Raw genomic sequence first — 21,375 nt, 5'->3', positions numbered from 1 at the left:
AGGCAGACCCCTTCTGTCGCCCGAACTCATCGCTCGCGCGGGGATCGGTTGGGCGGCACGCGGCCGCCGCGGGCTTTTCGGCCCGCGTCGGCCGCGCCACCTCATCGAGCCAGGCCGTGCGTCACCTCGCGAGCTAGGCCGTGCGTCACCTCGTCGAGCTAGGCCGGTGGAAGGGGCACGTCCCAGCGCTGCCAGGCCGCACCCGTGCAGTTGCGGAGGTTGATGCCGGCGCCCTGGCTCGGGTCACCGGCGTACTGGATGCTCAGGCACTGGTTGTTGACCTGGGTGACGAGTTGACGGTTCACGACGTCCCACCGCTGGTTGGCCTGCCCGTGGCAGTCCCCTACGACCTGGGCAGGGGCGTTCAGTTCGCCGTTGCGAACGTCCAGGCAGTGGCGTTCGGCGAGGTTCCGCAGCTTGTGGCCCTCCCAGAACCACAGCTGGCTCCCGACCCCTGCGCAGCTGCGGACCTCCACGTTGTCGCCGTTGGAGGTCAGACAGCGACCGTCCTGGTCGGTGCGGATCTCGAAGTAGTCGGCCGCCCCGGCCGGCGATGCCATCCCCGGGCCGAACACGCCCGTCAGGGCGAGCATCACAGCGGTGGCGGCGAAGCGAAGACGCATGCGTATGACCCCTGTTGGTTGCTGTGCGTCCTCCGCGCTGTACGCGGATGATCACACACAGAGAGTAGTCGTTTACACACCGTAGTCAAGCTGTCGATCTTCGGCCGCTGATTTTCGGTCGTCGGTCTTCCGCTCAGCCCACGCGGATCGCGAGCATGCACGCGTCGTCCTCGTGACCGGCCTGATCCGGGTCCGCCAGGATCGACTCGATCAGCTTGTCGGGCTCGTTGCCTTCGGAATGGGCCATGACGTCGGCGAGGCGTGCGATGCCTTTGGTGACGTCCTCGCCCCGGCGCTCCACTATTCCGTCGGTGTAGAGGAGGAGCAGGTCGCCCCGTCGGAGCGGGGTGTCGCGGGTCTCGTACGCGTACCCCGGCAAGGCCCCGAGCAGCGGGCCGCGCTGGTCGGCGTGCAGGGGCTCGGCGTGCCCCTCGCGCAGCAGCAGTGGCGCGGGGTGGCCGGCGTCGGCCCAGTGCCAGACGCGGTCCTCGTCGATGTGCCCGGCGATCACCGTGGCGGTCTGGCCCGAGGGTTCGCTGCACACCAGTTCGTTCAGCCAGGTCGTGATCTCCCCGGCCGAGGCACCTGTCTGCGCCAGCCCGGCCAGGGCGTGGCGCTGCTGCGCCATCCGCGCCACCGCGTCCAGTCCGTGCCCGGCGGCGTCACCGATGGCCACCAGGACCCTGCCGTCCGGCAGCAGGCGGCACTTGTACCAGTCGCCGCCCACCGCCGCGTCCGGCTCGGCGGGCCGGTACGACGCCGCCACGGTCAGGCCGACGGCGGCAAGGGCCTCGGAGTGCGTGGGCAGCAGTGCCTCGCGCAGGGCGTCCGCGACCCGGCGTTCGACCTGCGCCTGACGGCGCAGGCGGTCCGACTCGCGCTCCGTCTCGGCGAGCCGGCGGCGGCTGCGGATCTGCGGCGTGAGATCGCGGGCCACCAGGTTGACCGCCCACGGCCGGCCGTCGGTGCCGGCGACCGGGCGTCCCATCAGGTCGAGCGTGCGCAGCTCGCCCAGGACGACGAACCGGATCCTGGTCCAGGCGGGTTCCTCGCCCGCGAGAACGGAGGTCAGGAACTCGGCGAAGGCGGTCAGGTCGTCCGGCAGCAGGGCGTCGCAGAGCTGCTCCAGCGTCCACGGCATCTGGATCTCCGTGTGGAAGATCCGGCTCAGCCCCTCCGACCAGGTCACTTTCCCCGACAGCAGGTCCCAGCTGCCCCAGCCGAGCGAGGCGAGGTACTGCGCGTCGATGGTCAGCAGTTCCGTACGGCTCTGTACGGGCCGCCAGGTCGCGAGGACCTGTTCTCCGCAGCGCGCGGCCGAGTAGAGCAGTGGGGCACGGTGGAGCCGGCCAAGGCGCTGCTCGGTGTAGTCGACGACCCGGCCCTCCAGCGGCGCCCCGCCGGCGAGGACGTCCGCGAGGGCGGCGAGCAGGCCGCTGCCGGCGGCCCCTGGTCTGGCCTCCAGGAACCGCTGTCCCACCTGCCGGTCCGGCGCCTCCAGCCAGTCGGCGGACCGGATCCGGTTGCCGGCGACGATGCGGAAGTCCCATACGGTCCCCGTGCCCTCCTCCACGAGGGGTTCAAGCAGCAGCGCCGAGGCCGGTATGGCGTCGAGCGCCGCGCAGATGCCGGGAGCGCCCTTGTCGTGAATGGTGCACAAACAGCGGGACGAGGCGGCCGCATGTCCGGCCGCGGCGGCCGACGCGGGTGCGAGCATCTGCACGGGCGCGATCACGTCCGCCGCGGGGTCCGGAGGGCGCTCCGCGGTCCGCCGTACGGAGGAGCGGAGGGCGGACACCTCCCGCCCGATCAAATCCTTCAGCTCTTCGACGGTGTCGGGGAGCGGAAAGTTCATGATCGTCTCGCCTCCCAGGCCGACAGGCAGGCCGCCGGGACCGGCGCCTGGCCCTCGTACAACCGGTTGCTCTAGCGCCGCTGCCCAGCGGGAGGCGAATCATTCGTCCGGTACTTAAGGGAGATCGAGGATGCCCGTGCCAGGGGGCAGGCGCGGTGAGCGCGGTGGGCGCGGTGGGCGCGGTGGGCGCGGCAGAACGTCCGGCGTCGCTGCCGCGCTCCCGGAGCGAGCCAAGATCGATTGTCAGTGGTGGATGAGACGGTAGGAGCATCAAGTCGGAAAGAGGGGGCCTGTCTTGTCCGTAAGCCAGAACTACATCAACCACGTCGCTCTCGTGCTGGACGCCAGTTCGTCCATGTCGCACCTGAGGAACAAGGTCGTCGAGGTCGCCGACCAGCAGATCGCCTACCTGGCCCGCCGCTCGCGGGAGCTGGACCAGGAGACGCGGGTCACGGTGTACGTGTTCGCCGACAAGGTGGAGTGCGTCATCTACGACAAGGACGTGCTGCGGATGCCCTCGCTGAAGCAGCTCTACCGGGTCGGCGGAATGACGGCGCTGCTGGCGGCCGCGCTGAAGTCCCAGCACGAGCTTGCGCAGACGGCCCAACTGTACGGGGACCACAGCTTCCTGACGTTCGTGCTGACGGACGGGCAGGAGAACGCGAGCCACCGCTGCCCGGGTGCGCCTTCCAGGGATCCGCGGGCGCTGACGGCCGCTGTCGCCGAGATGATCGAGACGCAGCAGGACAACTGGACGCTGGCCGTCCTCGTGCCGGACCAGATGGGCAAGCGCGAGGCCATGAGCTGCGGCTTCCCGAAGGACAACATCGCCATCTGGGACGCGACGAGCACCCGGGGCCTGGAGGAGGCCGGGCAGGTCATCCAGGAGGCCACCGAGAAGTTCATGATCGGCCGCACCAAGGGCATCCGCGGCTCTCGGACGGTGTTCTCCACCGGCGCGGAGGCGGTCAACAAGGACACCATCAAGGCCGCCGGCCTCACTCCGGTGGACGCGTCGCAGTACCAGCTGATTCCGGTCACGCGCGATGCCGCGATCCGGAACTGGGTCACCGAGTCCGGGCACACCTACCGCACCGGCTGTGCCTTCTACCAGCTGAGCAAGTCGGAGAAGATCCAGGCGCGCAAGCAGATCGCCGTCCTGGAGAAGAAGACCGACCGGGTCTACACGGGGCCCGAGGCCCGGGCGCTGCTCGGCCTGCCCGACGAGGAGGTCAGGATCAAGCCCGACCACAACGACGACTACACGATCTTCGTGCAGAGCACCAGCGTGAACCGCAAGCTCGTGCCGAACACGCGGCTGCTCGTCATGAGCTGACCTGGCGGGGAACCACGGCTCGGGTTCGACGGCCGAGCTCGGGGGCCACAGCCGGCTCTCCGGCCACGGACGGTCCGGGAGGACGAGGCCTCCCGGACCGTCTCGTACCCTGGCGGCATGCGCATGCGCCCTACGTTGAGCTGGACCCCGGAGGAAGACCTGCCGCCGGGCACCACGGATCTGCGGCCTGTCGCCGACGCGCTGCGCGCCGGTGGTGTCGTGGTACTCAGCGGGGCCGGCATCTCGACGGAGTCGGGCATCCCCGACTACCGGGGCGAGGGCGGGAGCCTGAGCCGGCACACGCCGATGACCTACCAGGACTTCACCGCCGGCGTGCACGCCCGGCGCCGGTACTGGGCGCGCAGCCATCTCGGCTGGCGCACGTTCGGCCGTGCCCGCCCCAACGCGGGGCACCGGGCCGTGGCCGCGTTCGCGCGGCACGGCCTGCTGTCGGGCGTGATCACGCAGAACGTCGACGGCCTGCATCAGGCGGCCGGCAGCGAGGGCGTGGTGGAGCTGCACGGCAGCCTCAGCCGTGTCGTCTGCCTGTCCTGCCGGGCGCTGAGCTCCCGCCGGGAACTGGCTCGGAGACTGGAGGAGGCCAACCCCGGCTTCGCGCCGGTCGCGGCCGGGATCAACCCGGACGGCGACGCGGATCTCACCGACGAGCAGGTCGGAGACTTCCGCGTCGTGCCCTGCACGGCGTGCGGCGGCGTGCTGAAGCCGGACGTCGTCTTCTTCGGCGAGAACGTTCCGGCGCCGCGGGTGGAGCACTGCCGCAGGCTGGTCCAGGAGGCGTCCTCCCTGCTGGTTCTCGGCTCGTCACTGACGGTGATGTCCGGCCTTCGGTTCGTCCGCCAGGCGGCCGAGGCCGGGAAGCCGGTGGTGATCGTCAACCAGGATCCGACCCGCGGTGACCGCCACGCCCTCGCCAGGATCGCGCTGCCCCTGGGCCCGGCGCTGACCACCGTGGCCGAGCGGCTGGCCGTCTCGCCGGACGGCGGCTGAGCAGGGGCCGGCGGCCGGAACGGCGGCTCGGCGAACGGAAGGACGGCCGCGTTATCGGCTTGCCGCCGCAGCGCCCGGCCGGATAAGAAGCCTGCATGTTGAAAGGCAGCAAGGTCGGGCTCAGGGCCCGCCATGAGGACGACATACCGATCCTGCGGACCGAGCTCTACGACGACGTGGTCAACTCCTCCCGTGCGGAGGCCGGACCGTGGCGACCGATCACGCCCGGATCGAACGACCCGCGGCTCGTGGTGGACGACAGCGCGCAGGGGAGCGTCTCGTTCTCGGTGATCGAGCTGGACGGCGGCACGCTGGTCGGCTCGGCGAACCTGTGGGGCATCGACAACCACAACCGGTGCGCCCACATCGGCCTCGGCCTGCTTCCGTCCGCCCGCGGCAAGGGTTACGGCACCGACGTGGTCGCGACGCTGTGCCACTACGGCTTCGTCGTGCGCGGGCTGCAGCGGCTGCAGATCGAGACGCTGTCGGACAACCACGCCATGCTGCGCTCCGCCGAGCGCAACGGCTTCGTCCGCGAGGGCGTGCTGCGCTCCTCGGCCTGGGTGATGGGCGAGTTCCTCGACGAGGTGCTGCTCGGCCTCCTCGCACACGAGTGGAAGCCCGACGCGCAGGGCTGAGACCTGTCCCGACGCGTAGGGCTGAGACCTGTCCCGACGAGCAGGGCCGAGACCTGTCCGGCAGGTCGCGGCCGGCTCTTGGGGAGGGAGCCGGCCGGCTCCGGCAGGTCCGAGGCCGAGGCGGACGTCGTGGCCGTCGACGGTGGTGTCAGTGCGGTGCGCTTCACTGTCCGCCATGGAGCTCACGCAAGCGACCGTCAGCGACCTGCTGGACCGACTCGGCCCGCAGGAAGCCCACATGTACCTGCCGGGCGATGGGGAACTGCCGGAGCTGACCGACCTGCTCAGTGACCGGTACGGCGCCCCGCGCACCCTCGCCGTCGACGGATTCGCCGATCCGGCGGTCGACGAGTCCAGGGGCGCGGCCCTTCTCGCCCCTTTCCAGGACCAGGCCGTGACGATGCGCGCCTGGGCGTACGGGGGTCAGTGGATCGGCGCCGGGGCGGTGCGGGATGGCGACGGGGTCGAGCGGCCCGTGCTGGCGGTCGCCCGACGGAAGGTGCCAGGCGCCTCGGCGGTCGCTCCGGACGAGGAAGCCGACTGGGTGGAGCGGCTGAGGCGGATCACCGGCCGCACCGAGTGGCCGGACGAGCGGCCCGATGTGGACTGGGCGGAAGTGGAGTCACGTCTGGGGACCGCGCTCCCGCGTGACTACAAGCGCATGGTCGAGGCGTTCGGGGAGGGCGCTTTCGACGGCTTTCTCGGGCTGAACCAGGAGCCGTGGACGTATTTCAGGGAAGACGGTCTCCTCGTCTGGGCGAGCACCGAGCACGAGGACCTGTACTGCTGGAGGGTCGACGGGGACGAACCCGACCGCTGGCGCGTCGTCGTGCAGACGTTCGACGGCGAGGAAGTCCCCTTCGACTGCGCGACCGCCCAGTTCGTCTGCCGCGTCCTCACCGATCCGCGGCACCGGTTCACCATGGCCCGCTACTTCGACACCCACTGGTTCATGAGCTACCGGCGCGGCAACTGACAGGCTTCTATCTCCAACGTGCGTTGCTCCTAGAATGGCAGCATGGAGGACATCGACGCGATCGCGGCCCTACAGGACCCCGTACGACGCCGCCTGTACGAGTACGTGGCGGCTCAGGGCCGCGAGGTCGGGCGCAACGAGGCGGCCGAGGCCGCCGGCGTGGCGCGCACGCTCGCCGCACACCACCTGGACAAGCTGACGGAGGCGGGGCTGCTGGAGAGCGGCAGCCGACGGCTGACGGGGCGCTCCGGGCCGGGTGCCGGGCGGCCCGCCAAGGTGTACACGCGGGCCGCCGGCGAGCGGTCGGTGTCGCTGCCCGCCCGCGACTACCGCACGGCCGCCGAGCTGCTCGCCGAGGCCGCCGAGCAGGCCGGACTGGACGCCGCGCTCTGTGCGGCCGCGCGCCGGCGGGGTGAGGCCCTGCGGGGTCCGGCGGCGCCCTGCGGCGACCTCGGGGAGGCCATGGAGATCCTGGCCGCCCGCGGGTACGAGCCCCATCTGGAGGACCCCGCCGAGGACTGCGGCGAAGACGGCGCCGGAACTGCGACCGGAGCTGCCGCGACGCCTGTCGTCCGTATGCGGAACTGCCCTTTCCACGCCGTCGCCGAACGCTTCCCGCCGCTCGTCTGCGGCATGAACCTGGCCCTCCTCGAGGGGCTGCTCGGCACCGACGGTTCCGTCCGCGCCCGCATGGACGCCCGCCCCGGGGAATGTTGCGTAGTGGTCGAGAGCTCTAAAAACAATGAGCGTTGACATAGAAAAGCCGGCCGTGCTGGGATGACGTCATGACCGCATCCGCGCCTGCCGCCCACCTCGCCCAGCTCAACGTCGCCACGCTCCTTCACCCGCTCGACGACCCGCGCCTGGCGCCGTTCGTGGAGATGCTCGACCCGGTCAACGCCGCCGCCGACGACGCGCCCGGTTTCGTCTGGCGGCTCGTCGAGGACGGAGCGGCCGACGCCACCGGCCTGCGGCCCGCGGGCGAGGACGTCATCGTCAACCTGTCGGTGTGGGAGACGCAGGAAGCCCTGTGGGACTTCGCCTACCGGAGCGGTCACCTGGAAGTGATGCGCCGGCGCCGTGACTGGTTCGGGCGGCACGTCGAGGCGCACCTGGTGCTCTGGTGGGTCCCCGCCGGACACCTCCCGACGGTCGATGAGGCCTTGGAGCGGCTGGCGGACCTGCGGACGCACGGGCCGTCCCCGCGCGCGTTCACCTTCGCCTCCTCCTACACCGCCGCCGAGGCCGCCCGGTATCTGCCGGCGTGACGAGTGCGGCCGCCGCCGCGGCCACGGGGGCCGGGCATGCGGCGCAGGGAACGGCACCGGCACCACCCGCTCCCCCGTCTGTGGATCGATCCTCCTGCACTGCCAAACTCCATGGCCGCATTGCGGTTTGTGTGGCTCGCCCACATGCCCCGGCGTCCGTCCTCCGACCTAGCGTGGGGACACCCCACGGCCGGACGGACGTCGGGCAGACGCACGCCGTGCGCGCACGAGCGGGAGGGACCGGGGCATGGTCGACAGACGGGGGCAGGAGCGCTGGTGGCGGCTGCGAGCCGCCGCCCGTGTCCTGGCGGTGGTCGGGGTCGTCGCCGCGGGTATCGTGGCCTCGCCCGCCGCCGCGAGCGGCACGGCAACGACCGCGACCGCGACCGCCACCACGGCCACGACCAGATCCGCACCCACAGCCCCAGCCCCAGGCCCCGCCCCCATAGCCGCTGCCGCGACGCCCTCGTACCTCACGCTCGAAGCGAGCTACGGCGCCGGGACCGTCACCAACGGCTGGGAGAGCGTCGAGCGGTACCGCGACACGACCAGCGGATTCCGCACCGAGGGCTATCCGCCGGACGGCCGCGGTGATCAGGACGGCAAGCGCGTCACGTACTTCGGCGGCGTGGCCCGGCCCTCCTCCGACCGGTTCCTGCTCTATGCGGCCCCCGGCTGGAACTCGGGCAGCCGCACCACTCCCGTCCTCCTCGTGCGCGGCGCGAACGACACCGCCGACCGCGCCTGGGCCAATCCCGGCGAGGCGGGCGGCTACGGCTGCGGCGCCGCCTCCTGCCCGTCCACCGGGCTGATGCAGTACCTCGCCGCGCGCGGTCACCGGGTCTTCGCCGTCGGCTTCGCGCACAAGCAGGGCGACAACCTCATGCAGGCGCAGGTCGTCGGTGACGCGATCGCCGTCATCAAGGCGAAGCTGGGCATCACCAAGGTGGACCTGGTCGGCTGGAGCAAGGGCCAGATGTCGACCCGCGCGTACGTGTCGTCCCTGAGGCCGAGCTGGGGTCGGGCGTACGCCGGTGACGTACGCCGGCTGGTGACCCTCGGCGGCCCGAACGGCGGCTACGACTACCCGTACGCCCATGGGTGGGCCCACGACTTCTCCATCTGGCCGGAGTGCGGAGGCAAGGTCAACGCCCCGTCCCCGCACTCCCACATGACCTGCTACGGCACGTACACCGCACACCCGGAGTTCTCGATGACGCCGTCCGGCGGTCAGGACAACTACCCCGGTCAGCGTCAGATGCTGGCGCGCTGGGACGGCGTGTACGGAGTCGACGGCGCCGCCCAGGACTGGTACACGACGTACTACGGCGGTCAGGGCTTCTCCACCACCGGCGGCGGCATCCAGGCGGCCGTCGACGCCGGTTCGCTCATCGGGCCGCTGCACAGCGCCGGAGTGCCCGCCTCCGTCACCGCCTATCTGCTGGCCGGCGGATCCGCCGACGTCCTCGGCATCTTCAACGAGAACCGCGGGCCCAGCGACGGCGTCGTCTTCGTCTCCAGCGCGCTCGACACCACGGGCATCCCGACGATCGGCGGCAAGGTCACCATCGCGACCGCCAACCACCTCGAGCTGGGCTGGCACAGCTCCGTCGCCGCCCAGGTCGCCGCCTGGCTCTCCTGAAGGCCTTCGAAACCATGACCACGGGACCCGACATGACCACACTCCGCACCCGCCGCGTCGCCACCGCCCGACTGACACAGCAGATCACGGAGGCGAGGGACGAGGGCGGGGCCGAGGGCGGGAGCGGGGGCGAGCCCGTCGTCTTCGTCCACGGCAACGTCTCCTCCTCCGCGTTCTGGCACACCACCCTGACCTCGCTGCCCGAGCGCTACCACCCCGTCGCCGTCAACCTGCGCGGATTCGGCGGCACCGACCCGCTGCCCGTCGACGCCACACGCGGCCTGCGGGACTACGCCGACGACCTCGCCGCGCTCCTCGACGCCCTCGGCATGGGCCCGGTGCACCTGGTCGGCTGGTCCATGGGCGGCGGTGTGGTCATGCAGTACCTGCGCGACCACCCGGCCGCGGTGCGCTCCCTGACGCTGGTCAACCCGGTGTCCCCGTACGGCTTCGGCGGCACGCACGGGGTGGACGGCGTCCTCAACTCCCCGGACGGGGCGGGCTCGGGCGGCGGCACGGCCAATCCGGAGTTCGTACGGCTGCTCGCCGAGGGCGACCGCGGTGAGGACTCGCCGCTCTCACCGCGCTCCGTCCTCACCGCCTGTTACGTCAAGCCCCCGCTGCGCCCCGAACACGAGGACGCGTACGTCGAGTCGATGCTCACCACGCGCACCGGCGACGACCCGCGGCGTGCTCAACTGCCTCGCCCCGACCCACTTCCGCCTCGCCGACCTGCACCTGGTCGATCCCAAGCCGCCGGTGCTGTGGGTACGGGGAGAGGACGACGTCATCGTCTCGGACACCTCGATGTTCGACCTGGCGCACCTGGGCGCGATCGGCGCCGTACCGGGCTGGGACGGCACTCCGGCGCAGCCGATGGTGGCGCAGACGCGTCACGTCCTGGACCGTTACGCGGCGGCGGGCGGCAAGGTGCGGGAGGTCGCCGTGGCCGGCGCCGGGCACGCGGTCCACGTCGAGCGCCCCGAGGAGTTCCGTGCGGCGCTGCTCGAAGTCCTCTCGACATGACGGCGCACGCGTGACGACCTACGGCGTGGCGGCCCACGACGTGGCGACGTCACGGCGAAACCGCCGTCCGCACGTGCCTGGACGCACCAGCGGGCGCACGAGCAGGCGTACGCGTAGGGACGCGTAGGCACGCGCAGGCCTCAGAGCGGCATGGTCGCCGTGCCCTTGTCGTGCGCCTGCCGCTTCGCCCCCTTGGCGGCGAGGCCGCGCGCGTGGTCGAACGCGGCGACGGGGTCGTCGGATTCGTTCCACGGGTGGGCGCCGCACCAGCGTCCGATCAGACGGAACTGCTCCAGGGCCGCGTCATGGCTGCGTGCCTCCAGGAGGTAGTGCGCCAGCAGGTGTCGCAGCCGGGGCAGGGCCTCGTTGTCGGGGGCGACCTGCCCCAGGGACCAGGCCACGCGTTCCAGGAGTTCGCGGGACTTGCGGGCCCGCGCGCCGCCGGTGCCGCCGCGACCGTCCAGTTCCCGCAGGGCGTGGAGGTACATTCCGGCCATCGGGCTTCCGGCCGGGGCGCGTTCGACGGCCAGCCGGGCGAAGTCCAGCATCAGCCGGTCGGAGCCGTGCCACTTGCCGCACCAGTACTGCAACGCCTGCCAGTGCCCGGAGTAGTGGTACGGGGCGCGGGCGGTCAGCCCGGCCCACAGGGCGCGGAACTGGTTGTGGGAGTACGACAGCGCCCGCGCCGCGGTGATCATGACGACCCAGGGGCCGGGGTTGCGGGGGTCGATCCGCGAGGCGTCGACGGCGGCGGTCATCGACTGCGGCAGCATCGCCTGGAACTGGTTCATCCGCTCGGCGGGAACCTTGTGGGCGTACTCGGAGCCGCGGATCTCCCAGGCCCGGTGCAGGAGCATGCTCGCGTGGAGCGTCGCGGCGTCGCCGTTGTCCGGCTGCTCGGACCGCCAGGCCTCCAGCCACGCGTCGTCGTCGCCCGCGATCTGCTGGAGCACCTCGGTTCGGGACCAGCGCTCGTCCCAGTCGTCGCCGGCGGCCGCGACGTACGCGGCCGCCGGGCGCCAGTCGCCGCTCCACGCGGAGTCGGCGACGGCCTGCATCTCCTTGAGACGGTGGAGCGGCTGCGCGGGCCCGGCGCGCCCCGCGTCCAGGACCTCGCGCGGGACCAGTCCGTACGCGGCGGGGACGAAGGAGTCGCGGACCCACGGGTCGACGGCGGGTCGGGCGGATCTTCGGGAGCGGGAGCGGAAGCGGGTGCGGAACGTGCCGACCACCAGGCCGATCAGGCCGATGATCAGGGCGGATACGAGAATAGACACGCCCGGGATCATCACCCATGCCCGCCCCGCGGGCAACAGAGATCCGTCGGCGGTCAGCGCTCCTCGCGCAGGCCCCACGGCGACCCGTACGCGGTGAGCAGGTCCAGGAACGGCCGGGGCGGCAGGGCCTCGGGGCCGAGGACGCCGCTGCCCTTCCACGTACCGGCGGCCAGCAGCTCCAGGGCGATCACGGGGTTGACGGCCGTCTGCCAGACCACGGCCTGGGACCCGTACTCGCGCATCGACCACTCGTTGTCGACGACGTGGTACAGGTACACCTCGCGCGGAGCACCGTCCTTCGTCCCCTTGACCCAGGTGCCCGCGCACGTCTTGCCCGTCATCCGGTCGCCGAGGGTGGCCGGGTCGGGCAGGCACGCGGCCACGACGTCGCGGGGGGACACCCGTACCGGGCCGTCCGCGCCGGGGACGGTGACCTTGTCCGTGGAGTCGAGGCCCAGTTGGTGGAGGGTCTTCAGCCTGGCGACGAAGTCGTCGCCGAGGCCGTACTTGAACGTCACCCGGCGTGCGTCGAGCCAGCGCGGCATCAGCAGCACCTCCTCGTGTTCGACGTTCACGCACTCCACCGGGCCGATGCCCTCAGGGAAGTCGAAGACCTCCGGCTCGCTGAACGGGGCCGTGGTGAACCACCCGCGCTCCTTCTCGTACACCACGGGCGGGTTGAGGCACTCCTCGATGGTGGTCCAGATGCTGAAGGAGGGCGCGAAGTCGTGGCCCTCGACGCTGAGGTTCGCGCCGTCGCGGACGCCGAGCTCGTCGATCTCGTCGAAGAGTTCGTCCGCCGCGTACCGGGCGAAGACATCAGATAGGCCCGGCTCCACGCCCATCCCGACCAGCGCGAGGCGGCCGGCGTCCTCCCAGGCCCCGGCCAGCGCGAACTGCTCGTCGCCGAGCTTCACCCCGCACTGCTCGTACGGCGCGGTCGCGTGCGGCACGGACAGCGACATCGCCATGTCCACGTACTGCGTGCCGGCGGCGAGCGCCGCCTGGAACAGGGGCATCACGAAGCGCGGGTCGGTCGCGTTCAGGAGCACGTCGCAGCGCTGCTCGACGAGCACGCGGCGTACGGCGGCCTCGTCGGAGGCGTCGAGACGACAGGCGCTGAAGCGGGGGTCCCGGGGGCTGTACTGAGGGCCGTCCTGCGTGCGGTCGTCAGCGCCGCCCTGTCGGCCCTCCTGAGGGCCGTCCTGCGCGCCGCCCCGTCGGCCCTCCCGCGCGCCGGCGTGCGGTTCGAGCGCGGCGACGGCCGCCTCCGCTCGGGCCAGGTCGTAGTCGGCGACGACCATGTGGGTCAGGAAGTCACGGCGGGCTGCGATCCGGGTGACGGCGGTTCCGACGCCACCCGCACCCACGAGAAGTACGCGCATGTCACACACCCTTTTGTCGAGGCGGTTCCGGGCGGGCGCCCGGGAACGCCCCGATGCAACACGAGGCCGGTTGTTAAGGTCTACGGCGTTGGCATAAGGATTTTCGGGGCGGGCGGGGTGCGTGATGGCCAAGAAGGTGGTTCCGGAGGCGGAGCGCCGCAGGCGACGGCCGACCCGGCAGGGCACGGTGCTGTCGGAGGAGCTGATCGTGCGGACGGCGCTGCGGATGCTGCGCGAGCACGGGAGTTCCGGGCTGACCGCCCGCCGGCTGGGCGCCGCCCTCGGCGCCGATCCGAGCACGCTGTACCGGTATTTCGCCGGCCTCGACGACCTGACGCGAGCCATCGGCGAGGAGCTGATGGGCCGGGCCCTGGACAACTGGACCGCCACCGGGAAGTGGCGGGCCGACCTGCGCTCGCTGGGGCTGGCCATCCACGCCTCGTACCTCGCCCACCCGCAGGCCGCCGTGCTCACCGCCAGCCGGGTCACCGGTCGGCCGCGGGAGATCGCGGTGGACGAGACGATCCTCGGCATCCTGCGCGGCGCGGGCTTCGGCGACGCCGACGCGGTCGGCGTGTACCACGCCTTCATCGATCTGGCGCTGGCCTTCGCCGCCCTGGACGCGGGGGCGCTCGCCATCAAGGACGAGGCCCGGGAGGCGGACGAGGACATGTGGACCTCCACCTACGCCCGGCTCCCCGCCGAGACCCATCCGCACATCGCCGCCACGGCGCACCTGCTGGCGCACCGGATGAACCTCAGCGCCTATCCGGTCGTCCTTGACACGCTCCTGAACGGCGCGGAGGCGCGGCTCGCCACGTCGGCGGCACAGTGATCAGGGGCGCGGCGGCCAGTCGTGGGCGGGGTCCTCGGCGAGCAGCGGCCGGAGGGCGCCGAGGGCCGCGCCGACGCAGACGTCACGCAGCTGGGTGCGGGTGCAGGTCTCGGCGGCGAGCCAGTCGACGCAGAGGACCTGGACGAAGACCAGCCAGCTCTTCAGGACGCCGGACACGGCTTCACGGGCGCTCTCGTCCGCGAGCGGGAGTACGGCGAGCAGTCGTTCGCGGAGTGCGTCCAGCTCGTTCGTCATGATCGTCTGGATCACGGGGTCGCCCGCGAGGACCCGGTTCGCGGCGAGGACGGCGTTGCGGTTCGCCACGAAGTAGTCGAGGTGGACGTCCATGCCCTGGGCGAGCTGCTCCACCAGGGAATCGGCCGGGTCGATCCGCGTGTCGGCGAGCAGCTGGTCCGCCGCCTGTTGGTAGACGGCCGCGAAGAGGGCGTGCTTGCTGGGGAAGTGACGGTAGAGCAGGGCCCGGGAGACGCCGGCCTGTTCCGCGACGTCCTCCATCAGCACGTCGGCGTAGGGATGCGCGGCGAAGAGCCGCGCACCGACGGCGAGGAGCTGGGCGCGGCGGTCGGCGGGGGTGAGTCGCTGGCGTGGAGGCACGGACGAAGCTTAGTTGACACATGTCCACTAGCGCACGCAAGGTAGTAGACGCATGTCAACTAAGCTTCGGCGAACCGGCTTGGAGGCAACATGGCCAGCGCTCTGCGCACACTCACCCGGCTGATGGGCTGGGCCTGCGTGATGATCGGCCTTTTCCACGTGGCACTCGGCAACGCGGCGATCCCCGGCGCCGGCTCCGCAGGAGCGACGGTCGACAGCTGGGGCCGCTTCATGGGGGCCTGCTTCGCCGGCTACGGACTGGCCTGGCTCTGGGCCGCACGGCAGCGTCCGATCCCGGCTCGGACGGTGCGGTGGCTGGCCGGAGTCTTCCTGCTGGGCGGCGTGGGCCGCCTGCTCTCGCTCGCGGTGCACGGCTGGCCGCAGGGATTCCAGGTCGCCCTGACGGCCGTCGAACTCGCCCTGCCGCCGGTCTTCTTCTGGCTGTCCGACGCGGAGGAGCGGAGCCTGCGCACCGAAGCGGACGCCGTGGCCGTCGGGCGGTGAGGCGCGCAGCCGCCGCCGGGATTCGAACCCGGGTAGCGCATCAGGGCGGACCGGAGTGCGTCAGTCGCGCAGCATGTCGTCGCGCACCGGGATCCAGTCCAGGGAGGACCGGATGCCCTCCTCCAGGGAGAACTGCGGCGTCCAGCCGAGCAGCCGCTCGGCGCGGTCGCTGTCGGTGTAGGCGCCGGCGACATCGCCGGGGCGCGGATCGGTGTCGACGGTGGCGAGCGGGGTCTCGGCCACCTGGTTGAACGCCGCGCACAGTTCGCGCACGGTGGTGCCCGAGCCGGTGCCGAGGTTGATCGCCATGGACGGTGTGACCTCGGTCAGGAGCGTGTCGAAGCGGCGGATCGCCGCCACATGGGCCGCGGCCAGGTCCCACACGTGCACGTAGTCCCGGATTCCGCTGCCGTCACGGGTGGGGTAGTCGGTGCCCGTGACCGGGAAGGGCACGCCTTCCCGGTGACAGGAGATCATCTTGCCGAGTGCGTGACTCGGCCGCTTGAGCTGCAGCCCCGTACGCATCTTCGGGTCGGCGCCGATGGGGTTGAAGTAGCGCAGCGACAGGACGCGCATCTGCCCGGCCGCCGCGATGTCCGCGAACATGCCCTCGCAGTGGGCCTTCGTCCTGGCGTACGGGCTCTGCGGCCCCAGCGGCGCCTCCTCGTCGACGGGAGAGCCGTCCTCGGCCCGGTAGATGGAGGCCGAGGAGCTGAAGACGAGGCGGTCGCAGCCGTTCCTCCGGAGGTGCCGGAGGAAGTCGAGGCTCTTGCCGACATTGGCCTCGTAGTAGTCCATCGGGTTCGCGGCGGAGTCCGGCACGACGATCAGCGCCGCGCAGTGCACCACCGTGGTGATGTCGGGGTGTTCGGCGAAGACACGGTCGATCAGCACCCCGTCGGAGATGTCGCCCTCGTAGAAGGCCCGGCCGTCCGTGAACTCCCGGCGCCCCGTGACGAGGCTGTCGAGGACGACCGGGGTGATCCCTTCGTCCAGGCAGGCCGAGGCCACGGTGCTTCCGATGTAGCCGGCTCCGCCGGCGATGAGGACCTTCACGATGCTCCGGGCCTTCCTCGAGATGTGGGACGACGAAGGCGCAAGGCTAACCGAGTTGATGGTGATCCGCCTGATCAGAGGCTGCGGGCGGTGATGCCGCCGTCCTGGAGGGTGGACTCGCCGGGACTACAGGCCCCGGCGCCGCCGTGCCTGGTCCGCCCCGGTGAGCGCATCGTTGATCAGGCGGCTGGCGAAGTCGTGATCGTCGGTGATCCGGTTGATGTGCTCCGCGAGCAGGAACGCCGTGGCCTCCAGCGGATTCATCTCCTCGCTGGTCCACTCTCCGAACTGCTTGCGCCACAGGCTCGGGCTCAGGCCGGTACCCGCAGCCACGACCAGGCCCGCCATCGTGGGGATGACCTCGGGCCGGACGCTCCGGGGCATGTTGCGCATCGCGGCCACGAGGCTGGGCACCACGTACTCGATCACGTCCTTGCCATGGTCCTCGTGCGCCGCCCGCAGCCACTTCATGAACATGAAGATGAGGGTGCACGCGCCGTCGAGGAGGTCATGCACCTCCTCGGGACCTAACGAGGCGACGAACTGGTCGATCAGCTGCTGCTGTACGGGGTCGACTCCGGTCCTGCCGTCGTAGAGGGCCTTGAGCCGGGAGTCGATCACCATGAGCGCCGCACCCACGTCGCCGGCGGGAGCGTGCTGGGGGTCGCAGGGCGATGACACAGGAGGCCTCCTCACGTGACCGCGCCACGCTGCGCGGCCTGGCCGTACCGTAGGGCACCGATCGGGCGAGAATCTGGCAAATCCCGACATCGGAACGTCAACTGGGCGCACTCACCGGCCCGAAGAAGCCACGCGCACGCCCCCGAAGGCAGTCCTCTGCGGGAACTCTCCCGCCCCTTCGCGCGTTCCGGACGTGACCTGATCGTTTGATGTGTGACTCGACGGCGCGACCGCCGTCGGGGGAATCGAGCAACGCATGGCCATGGTGGGCCTCTTCTGGATCGCCGAGGGCGACGTGTACGTGGGGGCGAAGCCGACCGGCATGGCGCCTGGTGTGCGACTGACGGCCGAGGGCGTGGTGGCGCTCGGCGACGGGCAGGACGGGCTGTACCTGTGGGAGGACGTCAACGCCCTGACGGTGTCGGACGTGCCCGTGAAGACCCTCATGCGGCAGGTCGGCGTGTTCACGGAAGTGGCACTGGACACGGTCATGAACCTGGCCGCGCCCGTGGGTCCGACCCGGACGGGCGAGGCACCGCCGCTGATGACGCTGAGCGTCGGATCGGCCGACGGCGAGCACGAGTTGAAGGCGTACGTGGCGGCGGCCGTCGGCTACTCCCCCACCGAGGTCGGGCTCTCCCGCACCCTCCTGTCCCGTCTCACGGAAGGCGCGGCCACCATGGCCACCACGCTCGCGGCGATGTCGGAGTGGGGCCGCACCTGGGAGGGCGGCTCGCCACGCGTGTCGCAGCGCGAGGCGCTGCTGAGGGAGTGGCTGGCCTAGGGCTCCCCTACCCGATCGTGTTCTGCGACTTCGGCGGGCTCGGCTGGGCGCCCGCGCCTGGCTCGGCGGACCTGCCGGGCCTCTCAGACCTCGCAGACCCGGCGGCCCTGGGAGACCGCCGGACCTCGCAGACGCGGCAGGCCTCGCCGACCGGGCAGACCTCGCAGATCCGGCAGACCTCACGGTCCTGACGAGTGATGTTCGCGCGGGTCGGAGGCCGGGAGCCGTGGCAAGGAGACGCTCGCCGTCGATACTCCGGCCATGAGACCCGCTCGCACGACGTCACGCCTGGCCACGGTCACCGCCGCCACCGCGCTCCTCGCACTCGCCGCCCTCGGCGCCCCTGCCACCGCCGAGGTCGGTGCGTCCGGCGAGGGGAGGCACGACCGGACCTGCGTCGGTTCGCGGGTGCCCGACCACGGACCGGCCCGCGACATCCTGCGGATCGCAGAGCAGGCCAAGAAGGACATGGCCCTCAAGTCCGTGATCCTGCGGGTCACCGTGGACGGGCGCGAGGTCGTCACCACCGCGCTCGGCGAGTCGATGACGGGTGTTCCGGCGGAGCCCGCCATGCACTTCCGGAACGGCAACATCGCCATCAGCTACATGGGTACGGCGCTGCTGCGGCTGGTCGACCAGGGCAGGGTCGGCCTCGACGACCCCGTCGCGCGCTGGCTGCCCGACCTTCCGCAGGGCGAGCGCATCACCTTGCGGATGCTGGGCGCCTCCACCACCGGTCTCGTCGACTACGTCCGCCTGCCCGCGTTCCAGAACGCCGTCTCCGCCGACCCGTTCCGCCAGTGGACGGCCAAGGAGCTGGTGAAGCTCTCGACCGACCAGCAGCGGTGGTACGCGCCCGGCACCAACTGGAGCTACTCGCACGCCAACTTCGTCCTCCTCGGCGCCGCCCTGGAGAAGATCACCGGGACCCGCCTCGACGCCCTGCTGCGGCGGGAGGTCCTGCGGCCGCTCGGGCTGCGCGAGACGCGCAACAGCTTCACGCCCGAGATCCCCGAGCCCGTCATGCACGCCTTCACCGACGACCGCGGGACCTACGAGGAGTCCACGTTCTGGAACCCCTCGTGGACCACCGCCCCCGGCGCCGTGGAGACCACCGACATCTGCGACCTGGAGCGATCGGCCGTCGGCATCGGCTCGGGCGAGCTGCTCTCCCCCGCCTCCTACCAGGAGCTGCTGAACCCGGGCACAGTGGGCCTGGGGCGGCCCACCGACAAGTGTCCGGCGACGGTGTGCATCGCGAACACCAAGGCCAAGCACTACGGCATGGGCCTGCTCGTCCTCGGCGACTGGATCGCCCAGCACCCCCTCTTCTTCGGCTACTCCGCCTCCCAGGCGTACCTCCCGGCCGAACGGCTGGCCATCGCCGTCTCGACGACGAACGGCCCCGGCGCGCAGGACAGCCACTCCGCCCACCTCATCGCCCGGCGCGTCGCCGCCGCGCTCGCCCCGAGCCACCCCATCCCCGACTTCGGCTGACCGCCGCGTGACGCAGCCGCCGCTCAGGGTTCGTGCGGTGACGCGTCCAGGACGTGGTCGATGAGGCCGTACTCCAGGGCCTCCTCGGGAGTGAGCCAACGGTCGTCGGCGAAGTCCCGTACCACCTGGCCGATCTCGCGGTGGGTGAACTCCGCGATCAGCTCGGCGACGCGGTCCCTACTGTGGCGCAGTTCCTCGTGCCGGCCCGCCTCGGCCGTGCCGGTCGGGGCCTGGGCGAAGGCCGGCAGGTGCAGCATCATGCGGGCGTTGGGCAGGGCGTAGCGCTTCCCGGGCGTGCCCGCGGAGACGAGGAACTGGGCCATCGAGGCGCAGTAGCCGAGGCCGATGGTGACGATGTCGTTGTCGATGTGCCGCATGACGTCGTAGATCGCCATACCCGCGGGCACGGATCCGCCCGGTGAGCTGATGTAGAGGGTGACGGGGCGGTCGGTCTCGGCGGCGAGGAGCAGCAGTGCGGCGTTGACGCGTTCGGCTGTCCGGTCGGTGATCGGCTCGGCGATGTGGAGGATTCCGTGACGCAGCAGCCGGTCGAGGACGGGGTCCGGGGCGGGGTCGGCGCTCCCACCGGTGCCTGCGCCGGTGCCGGTGCCTGCGCCGGAGTCGACGTCCGTGCCGCGGTCGGCGCTCGAGTCCTCGGAGGCGGAGGTCATACGGGTCTTCCTCCTGCGGAGTCCGACGACGAGGTGGGCAGCCGGGCCGGCCGGCGACCGGGGGTGGCGTCGTACGCATGCAGGGGTTCCCCTCGCGGCGCCGTCCGTCACAGTCTGCAGCCGATCGGAGTACGCGCGGGACGCACGCCCCGCACGGCTCTGGGAGCGCTCTCAACACCCGGCGCGCAGCGTCTATCCTGATCGGCGTCGGACCGGTGGTGCGGCCTCGGCCGCGGAGCAGAACAGGGGAACACGGAGTGCCTGCCTTGCCCGAGCAGACCACGGGGTCGTCCCGCCCCACGCTGGAAGCCGTCGCGGCGCGTGCCGGCGTGTCGCGGGCGACGGTCTCGCGGGTCGTCAACGGCGGCGCGGGCGTGCGGCAGGCGCTGGTGGACAAGGTGCGCGAGGCGGTCGAGGAGCTGGGTTACGTCCCGAACCACGCGGCCCGTTCGCTCGTGACACGGCGTCATGGCGCGGTCGCGGTGATCATCGCGGAGCCGGAGTTCCGGATCTTCTCCGACCCCTTCTTCGAGCAGCAGGTACGGGGCATCAGCCGGGAGCTGACCGCCCATGACGCCCAGCTGGTGCTGCTCTGGGTGGAGGGACCCGGCGATCACGGGCGGATCGCGCGCTATCTGGACGGCGGCCACGTGGACGGGGCGCTGGCCTTCTCGCTGCACAGCGACGACCGGCTGCCCGCGCTGATCGCCCGCAGCAGGGTCCCGGCCGTGTTCGGCGGCCGTCCGGCGGTGGGTTCGGGCCCGGCGGTGCCGTACGTCGACTGCGACAACCGGGGCGGGGCACGGCAGGCGGTACGGCATCTGGCGGACCTGGGGCGCCGCCGGATCGCGCACCTCGCGGGGCCGCGTGACCAGACCTCCGCGGTCGACCGGATCGCCGGCTACCACGACGTGCTCGTCGACGCCGATCCCGAGCTCCTGTGCCAGGGCGATTTCACCCGGGAGAGCGGGGCCCGGGCCATGGCCGAGCTGCTCGACCGGCGGCCGGACGTCGACGCCGTCTTCGCCGCGAACGATCTGATGGCCGCGGGTGCGCTGCAGGTCCTCCGGCAGCGCGGGATCCGGGTGCCGGAGGACATCGCGGTCGTCGGCTTCGACGACATGGACCTGGTGGTCCGGGACACCGAGCCCGCGCTCACCACGGTGCGGCAGGACATCGAGGGCATGGGCCGGCTCATGGTCAGGCTGCTGATGCGGGTGCTCGACGGCGCGGCCGACGCGGCGACCGCGTCCGTGATCACGTCGACGAGTCTGGTGCGGCGCGCGTCGGCCTGAGGGCGCGTGCCCCCGTTGCCGAGCGACCCGCTTCCGAGCGGCCCCGGCTGCGAGCGACCCGATCCCGAGCGCCCCCGTTTGCCGGCGGGCCCCTCTCCTCGGAGACCCGGTCCCGAGCGGCCCCGGCTCCGAGCGGACCGCGGTTCCGAACGGACCCGTTTCCGAGCAGACCCGGTTCGGAGCGAGCCCCCCGTTTCCCAGCCGCCTCGTTCCGGACTGGGCCGGTCGAGCGGCGCGCGGGGCCACCTGGGTCCCTCCCTACCCGCCCCATGGGGGACGGCACGGCGGACGCGCGGTTCGCTGACCGGCGCGCCTGCCGGGGGCGTCTACATTCCGGAGCCATGACGCAGCAGAATGTCGTGCCCGGCCGCAGCGCCGCAGCCCGGGTCCTCGTCCGGGCGGC

General features: G+C 71.8%; 21 protein-coding genes and 1 pseudogene. 14 read left to right on the top strand and 8 right to left on the bottom strand.

Translation table 11 applies throughout. The features are described 5' to 3' along the window. Window positions 1-158 precede the first annotated feature (158 nt). The gene (locus ACFVGS_RS05970; protein ID WP_385690790.1) at window positions 159-623 is read right to left on the bottom strand and encodes an RICIN domain-containing protein; all 465 of its coding nucleotides are present in this window, start codon (window positions 621-623) and stop codon (window positions 159-161) included. A gap of 133 nt (window positions 624-756) precedes the next feature. Further along, window positions 757-2,478: a PP2C family protein-serine/threonine phosphatase gene (locus tag ACFVGS_RS05965; RefSeq protein WP_385690788.1), complete on the bottom strand. Its 1,722-nt coding sequence runs from the start codon at window positions 2,476-2,478 to the stop codon at window positions 757-759. A 295-nt stretch (window positions 2,479-2,773) separates the two neighbouring features. Here ACFVGS_RS05965 and ACFVGS_RS05960 point away from each other — a divergent pair, with 295 nt between their 5' ends. From ACFVGS_RS05960 to ACFVGS_RS05920, 9 genes and pseudogenes are all read left to right on the top strand, one after another. Beyond that, window positions 2,774-3,814, top strand: coding sequence for a vWA domain-containing protein (locus ACFVGS_RS05960; RefSeq protein WP_384423347.1), 1,041 nt, complete (start codon window positions 2,774-2,776; stop codon window positions 3,812-3,814). Window positions 3,815-3,931: 117 nt separating this feature from the next. Continuing rightward, window positions 3,932-4,822 carry an NAD-dependent protein deacetylase gene (locus ACFVGS_RS05955; RefSeq protein ID WP_384423349.1) on the top strand — a complete coding sequence of 297 codons (891 nt, stop codon included), beginning with the start codon at window positions 3,932-3,934 and terminating at the stop codon, window positions 4,820-4,822. A gap of 95 nt (window positions 4,823-4,917) precedes the next feature. Further along, window positions 4,918-5,460, top strand: a complete 543-nt coding sequence (locus ACFVGS_RS05950) for a GNAT family N-acetyltransferase (RefSeq protein WP_384423351.1) — start codon at window positions 4,918-4,920, stop codon at window positions 5,458-5,460. 175 nt (window positions 5,461-5,635) lie between these two features. Continuing rightward, entirely contained in the window at window positions 5,636-6,436 is an 801-nt protein-coding gene (locus tag ACFVGS_RS05945; RefSeq protein WP_385690784.1) for a hypothetical protein, read from the top strand. 42 nt (window positions 6,437-6,478) lie between these two features. Next, window positions 6,479-7,189 (top strand): helix-turn-helix transcriptional regulator, encoded by a 711-nt coding sequence (locus tag ACFVGS_RS05940; protein ID WP_384423354.1) that lies wholly within the window; start codon window positions 6,479-6,481, stop codon window positions 7,187-7,189. Between the two features lie 32 nt (window positions 7,190-7,221). Further along, a complete protein-coding gene (locus ACFVGS_RS05935) occupies window positions 7,222-7,704 on the top strand; it encodes a DUF3291 domain-containing protein (protein WP_385690780.1) in 483 nt (160 codons plus the stop codon). A 247-nt stretch (window positions 7,705-7,951) separates the two neighbouring features. Then, window positions 7,952-9,346, top strand: a complete 1,395-nt coding sequence (locus tag ACFVGS_RS05930; protein ID WP_385690777.1) for an esterase/lipase family protein — start codon at window positions 7,952-7,954, stop codon at window positions 9,344-9,346. 14 nt (window positions 9,347-9,360) lie between these two features. Beyond that, window positions 9,361-9,864: pseudogene (locus ACFVGS_RS05925) on the top strand (alpha/beta fold hydrolase); the annotation flags it as partial. Window positions 9,865-10,036: 172 nt separating this feature from the next. Then, window positions 10,037-10,372 carry a hypothetical protein gene (locus ACFVGS_RS05920; RefSeq protein ID WP_385691154.1) on the top strand — a complete coding sequence of 112 codons (336 nt, stop codon included), beginning with the start codon at window positions 10,037-10,039 and terminating at the stop codon, window positions 10,370-10,372. 140 nt (window positions 10,373-10,512) lie between these two features. Here ACFVGS_RS05920 and ACFVGS_RS05915 read toward each other — a convergent pair whose 3' ends face one another. Further along, a complete protein-coding gene (locus tag ACFVGS_RS05915) occupies window positions 10,513-11,649 on the bottom strand; it encodes a hypothetical protein (RefSeq protein ID WP_385690774.1) in 1,137 nt (378 codons plus the stop codon). A 53-nt stretch (window positions 11,650-11,702) separates the two neighbouring features. Next, on the bottom strand, window positions 11,703-13,034 hold the full coding sequence (locus tag ACFVGS_RS05910; RefSeq protein WP_385690771.1) for a saccharopine dehydrogenase family protein: 1,332 nt from the start codon (window positions 13,032-13,034) through the stop codon (window positions 11,703-11,705). Window positions 13,035-13,158: 124 nt separating this feature from the next. Between ACFVGS_RS05910 and ACFVGS_RS05905 the strand changes: the two genes are divergently transcribed. Next, a complete protein-coding gene (locus ACFVGS_RS05905) occupies window positions 13,159-13,869 on the top strand; it encodes a TetR/AcrR family transcriptional regulator (RefSeq protein ID WP_384412469.1) in 711 nt (236 codons plus the stop codon). Here ACFVGS_RS05905 and ACFVGS_RS05900 read toward each other — a convergent pair whose 3' ends face one another. Continuing rightward, window positions 13,870-14,484, bottom strand: a complete 615-nt coding sequence (locus ACFVGS_RS05900; RefSeq protein ID WP_385690768.1) for a TetR/AcrR family transcriptional regulator — start codon at window positions 14,482-14,484, stop codon at window positions 13,870-13,872. It abuts the gene before it with no gap. A gap of 90 nt (window positions 14,485-14,574) precedes the next feature. Between ACFVGS_RS05900 and ACFVGS_RS05895 the strand changes: the two genes are divergently transcribed. Continuing rightward, window positions 14,575-14,988 (top strand): DUF4345 domain-containing protein, encoded by a 414-nt coding sequence (locus tag ACFVGS_RS05895; protein ID WP_385690765.1) that lies wholly within the window; start codon window positions 14,575-14,577, stop codon window positions 14,986-14,988. A 60-nt stretch (window positions 14,989-15,048) separates the two neighbouring features. Here the strand turns inward: ACFVGS_RS05895 and galE are convergent, their stop codons facing one another. After that, the gene (gene galE, locus ACFVGS_RS05890; protein WP_384412478.1) at window positions 15,049-16,044 is read right to left on the bottom strand and encodes a UDP-glucose 4-epimerase GalE; all 996 of its coding nucleotides are present in this window, start codon (window positions 16,042-16,044) and stop codon (window positions 15,049-15,051) included. Window positions 16,045-16,170: 126 nt separating this feature from the next. Then, a complete protein-coding gene (locus ACFVGS_RS05885) occupies window positions 16,171-16,725 on the bottom strand; it encodes a hypothetical protein (RefSeq protein WP_384412481.1) in 555 nt (184 codons plus the stop codon). A 256-nt stretch (window positions 16,726-16,981) separates the two neighbouring features. Between ACFVGS_RS05885 and ACFVGS_RS05880 the strand changes: the two genes are divergently transcribed. Both ACFVGS_RS05880 and ACFVGS_RS05875 read left to right on the top strand, forming a co-directional pair. Then, window positions 16,982-17,509, top strand: a complete 528-nt coding sequence (locus ACFVGS_RS05880; RefSeq protein WP_385690762.1) for a hypothetical protein — start codon at window positions 16,982-16,984, stop codon at window positions 17,507-17,509. 261 nt (window positions 17,510-17,770) lie between these two features. Continuing rightward, window positions 17,771-19,006, top strand: coding sequence for a serine hydrolase domain-containing protein (locus tag ACFVGS_RS05875; RefSeq protein ID WP_385690759.1), 1,236 nt, complete (start codon window positions 17,771-17,773; stop codon window positions 19,004-19,006). 23 nt (window positions 19,007-19,029) lie between these two features. On the opposite strand, the gene ACFVGS_RS05870 is transcribed toward ACFVGS_RS05875, so the two are convergent. Then, complete coding sequence (locus ACFVGS_RS05870) at window positions 19,030-19,677, bottom strand: ClpP family protease (RefSeq protein WP_385690756.1); 648 nt, start codon at window positions 19,675-19,677, stop codon at window positions 19,030-19,032. 266 nt (window positions 19,678-19,943) lie between these two features. Here ACFVGS_RS05870 and ACFVGS_RS05865 point away from each other — a divergent pair, with 266 nt between their 5' ends. Next, window positions 19,944-20,972 (top strand): LacI family DNA-binding transcriptional regulator, encoded by a 1,029-nt coding sequence (locus tag ACFVGS_RS05865; RefSeq protein WP_384412493.1) that lies wholly within the window; start codon window positions 19,944-19,946, stop codon window positions 20,970-20,972. Window positions 20,973-21,375 lie beyond the last annotated feature (403 nt).

The organism is Streptomyces sp. NPDC127114 (assembly GCF_042677525.1).
Lineage (GTDB): Bacteria > Actinomycetota > Actinomycetes > Streptomycetales > Streptomycetaceae > Streptomyces.
Note: the sequence above shows the minus strand (reverse complement) of the source record. Positions and strands in the feature narration are given on the sequence as shown.

Excerpts from the sequence above, each read along its gene's own strand:
- ACFVGS_RS05970 (WP_385690790.1), bottom strand. The coding sequence starts at position 623 with ATGCGTCTTCGCTTCGCCGCCACCGCTGTGATGCTCGCCCTGACGGGC.
- ACFVGS_RS05965 (WP_385690788.1), bottom strand. The coding sequence starts at position 2,478 with ATGAACTTTCCGCTCCCCGACACCGTCGAAGAGCTGAAGGATTTGATC.
- ACFVGS_RS05955 (WP_384423349.1), top strand. The coding sequence starts at position 3,932 with ATGCGCATGCGCCCTACGTTGAGCTGGACCCCGGAGGAAGACCTGCCG.
- ACFVGS_RS05950 (WP_384423351.1), top strand. The coding sequence starts at position 4,918 with ATGTTGAAAGGCAGCAAGGTCGGGCTCAGGGCCCGCCATGAGGACGAC.
- ACFVGS_RS05945 (WP_385690784.1), top strand. The coding sequence starts at position 5,636 with ATGGAGCTCACGCAAGCGACCGTCAGCGACCTGCTGGACCGACTCGGC.
- ACFVGS_RS05940 (WP_384423354.1), top strand. The coding sequence starts at position 6,479 with ATGGAGGACATCGACGCGATCGCGGCCCTACAGGACCCCGTACGACGC.
- ACFVGS_RS05935 (WP_385690780.1), top strand. The coding sequence starts at position 7,222 with ATGACCGCATCCGCGCCTGCCGCCCACCTCGCCCAGCTCAACGTCGCC.
- ACFVGS_RS05930 (WP_385690777.1), top strand. The coding sequence starts at position 7,952 with ATGGTCGACAGACGGGGGCAGGAGCGCTGGTGGCGGCTGCGAGCCGCC.
- ACFVGS_RS05910 (WP_385690771.1), bottom strand. The coding sequence starts at position 13,034 with ATGCGCGTACTTCTCGTGGGTGCGGGTGGCGTCGGAACCGCCGTCACC.
- ACFVGS_RS05905 (WP_384412469.1), top strand. The coding sequence starts at position 13,159 with ATGGCCAAGAAGGTGGTTCCGGAGGCGGAGCGCCGCAGGCGACGGCCG.
- ACFVGS_RS05895 (WP_385690765.1), top strand. The coding sequence starts at position 14,575 with ATGGCCAGCGCTCTGCGCACACTCACCCGGCTGATGGGCTGGGCCTGC.
- ACFVGS_RS05880 (WP_385690762.1), top strand. The coding sequence starts at position 16,982 with ATGGCCATGGTGGGCCTCTTCTGGATCGCCGAGGGCGACGTGTACGTG.
- ACFVGS_RS05875 (WP_385690759.1), top strand. The coding sequence starts at position 17,771 with ATGAGACCCGCTCGCACGACGTCACGCCTGGCCACGGTCACCGCCGCC.
- ACFVGS_RS05870 (WP_385690756.1), bottom strand. The coding sequence starts at position 19,677 with ATGACCTCCGCCTCCGAGGACTCGAGCGCCGACCGCGGCACGGACGTC.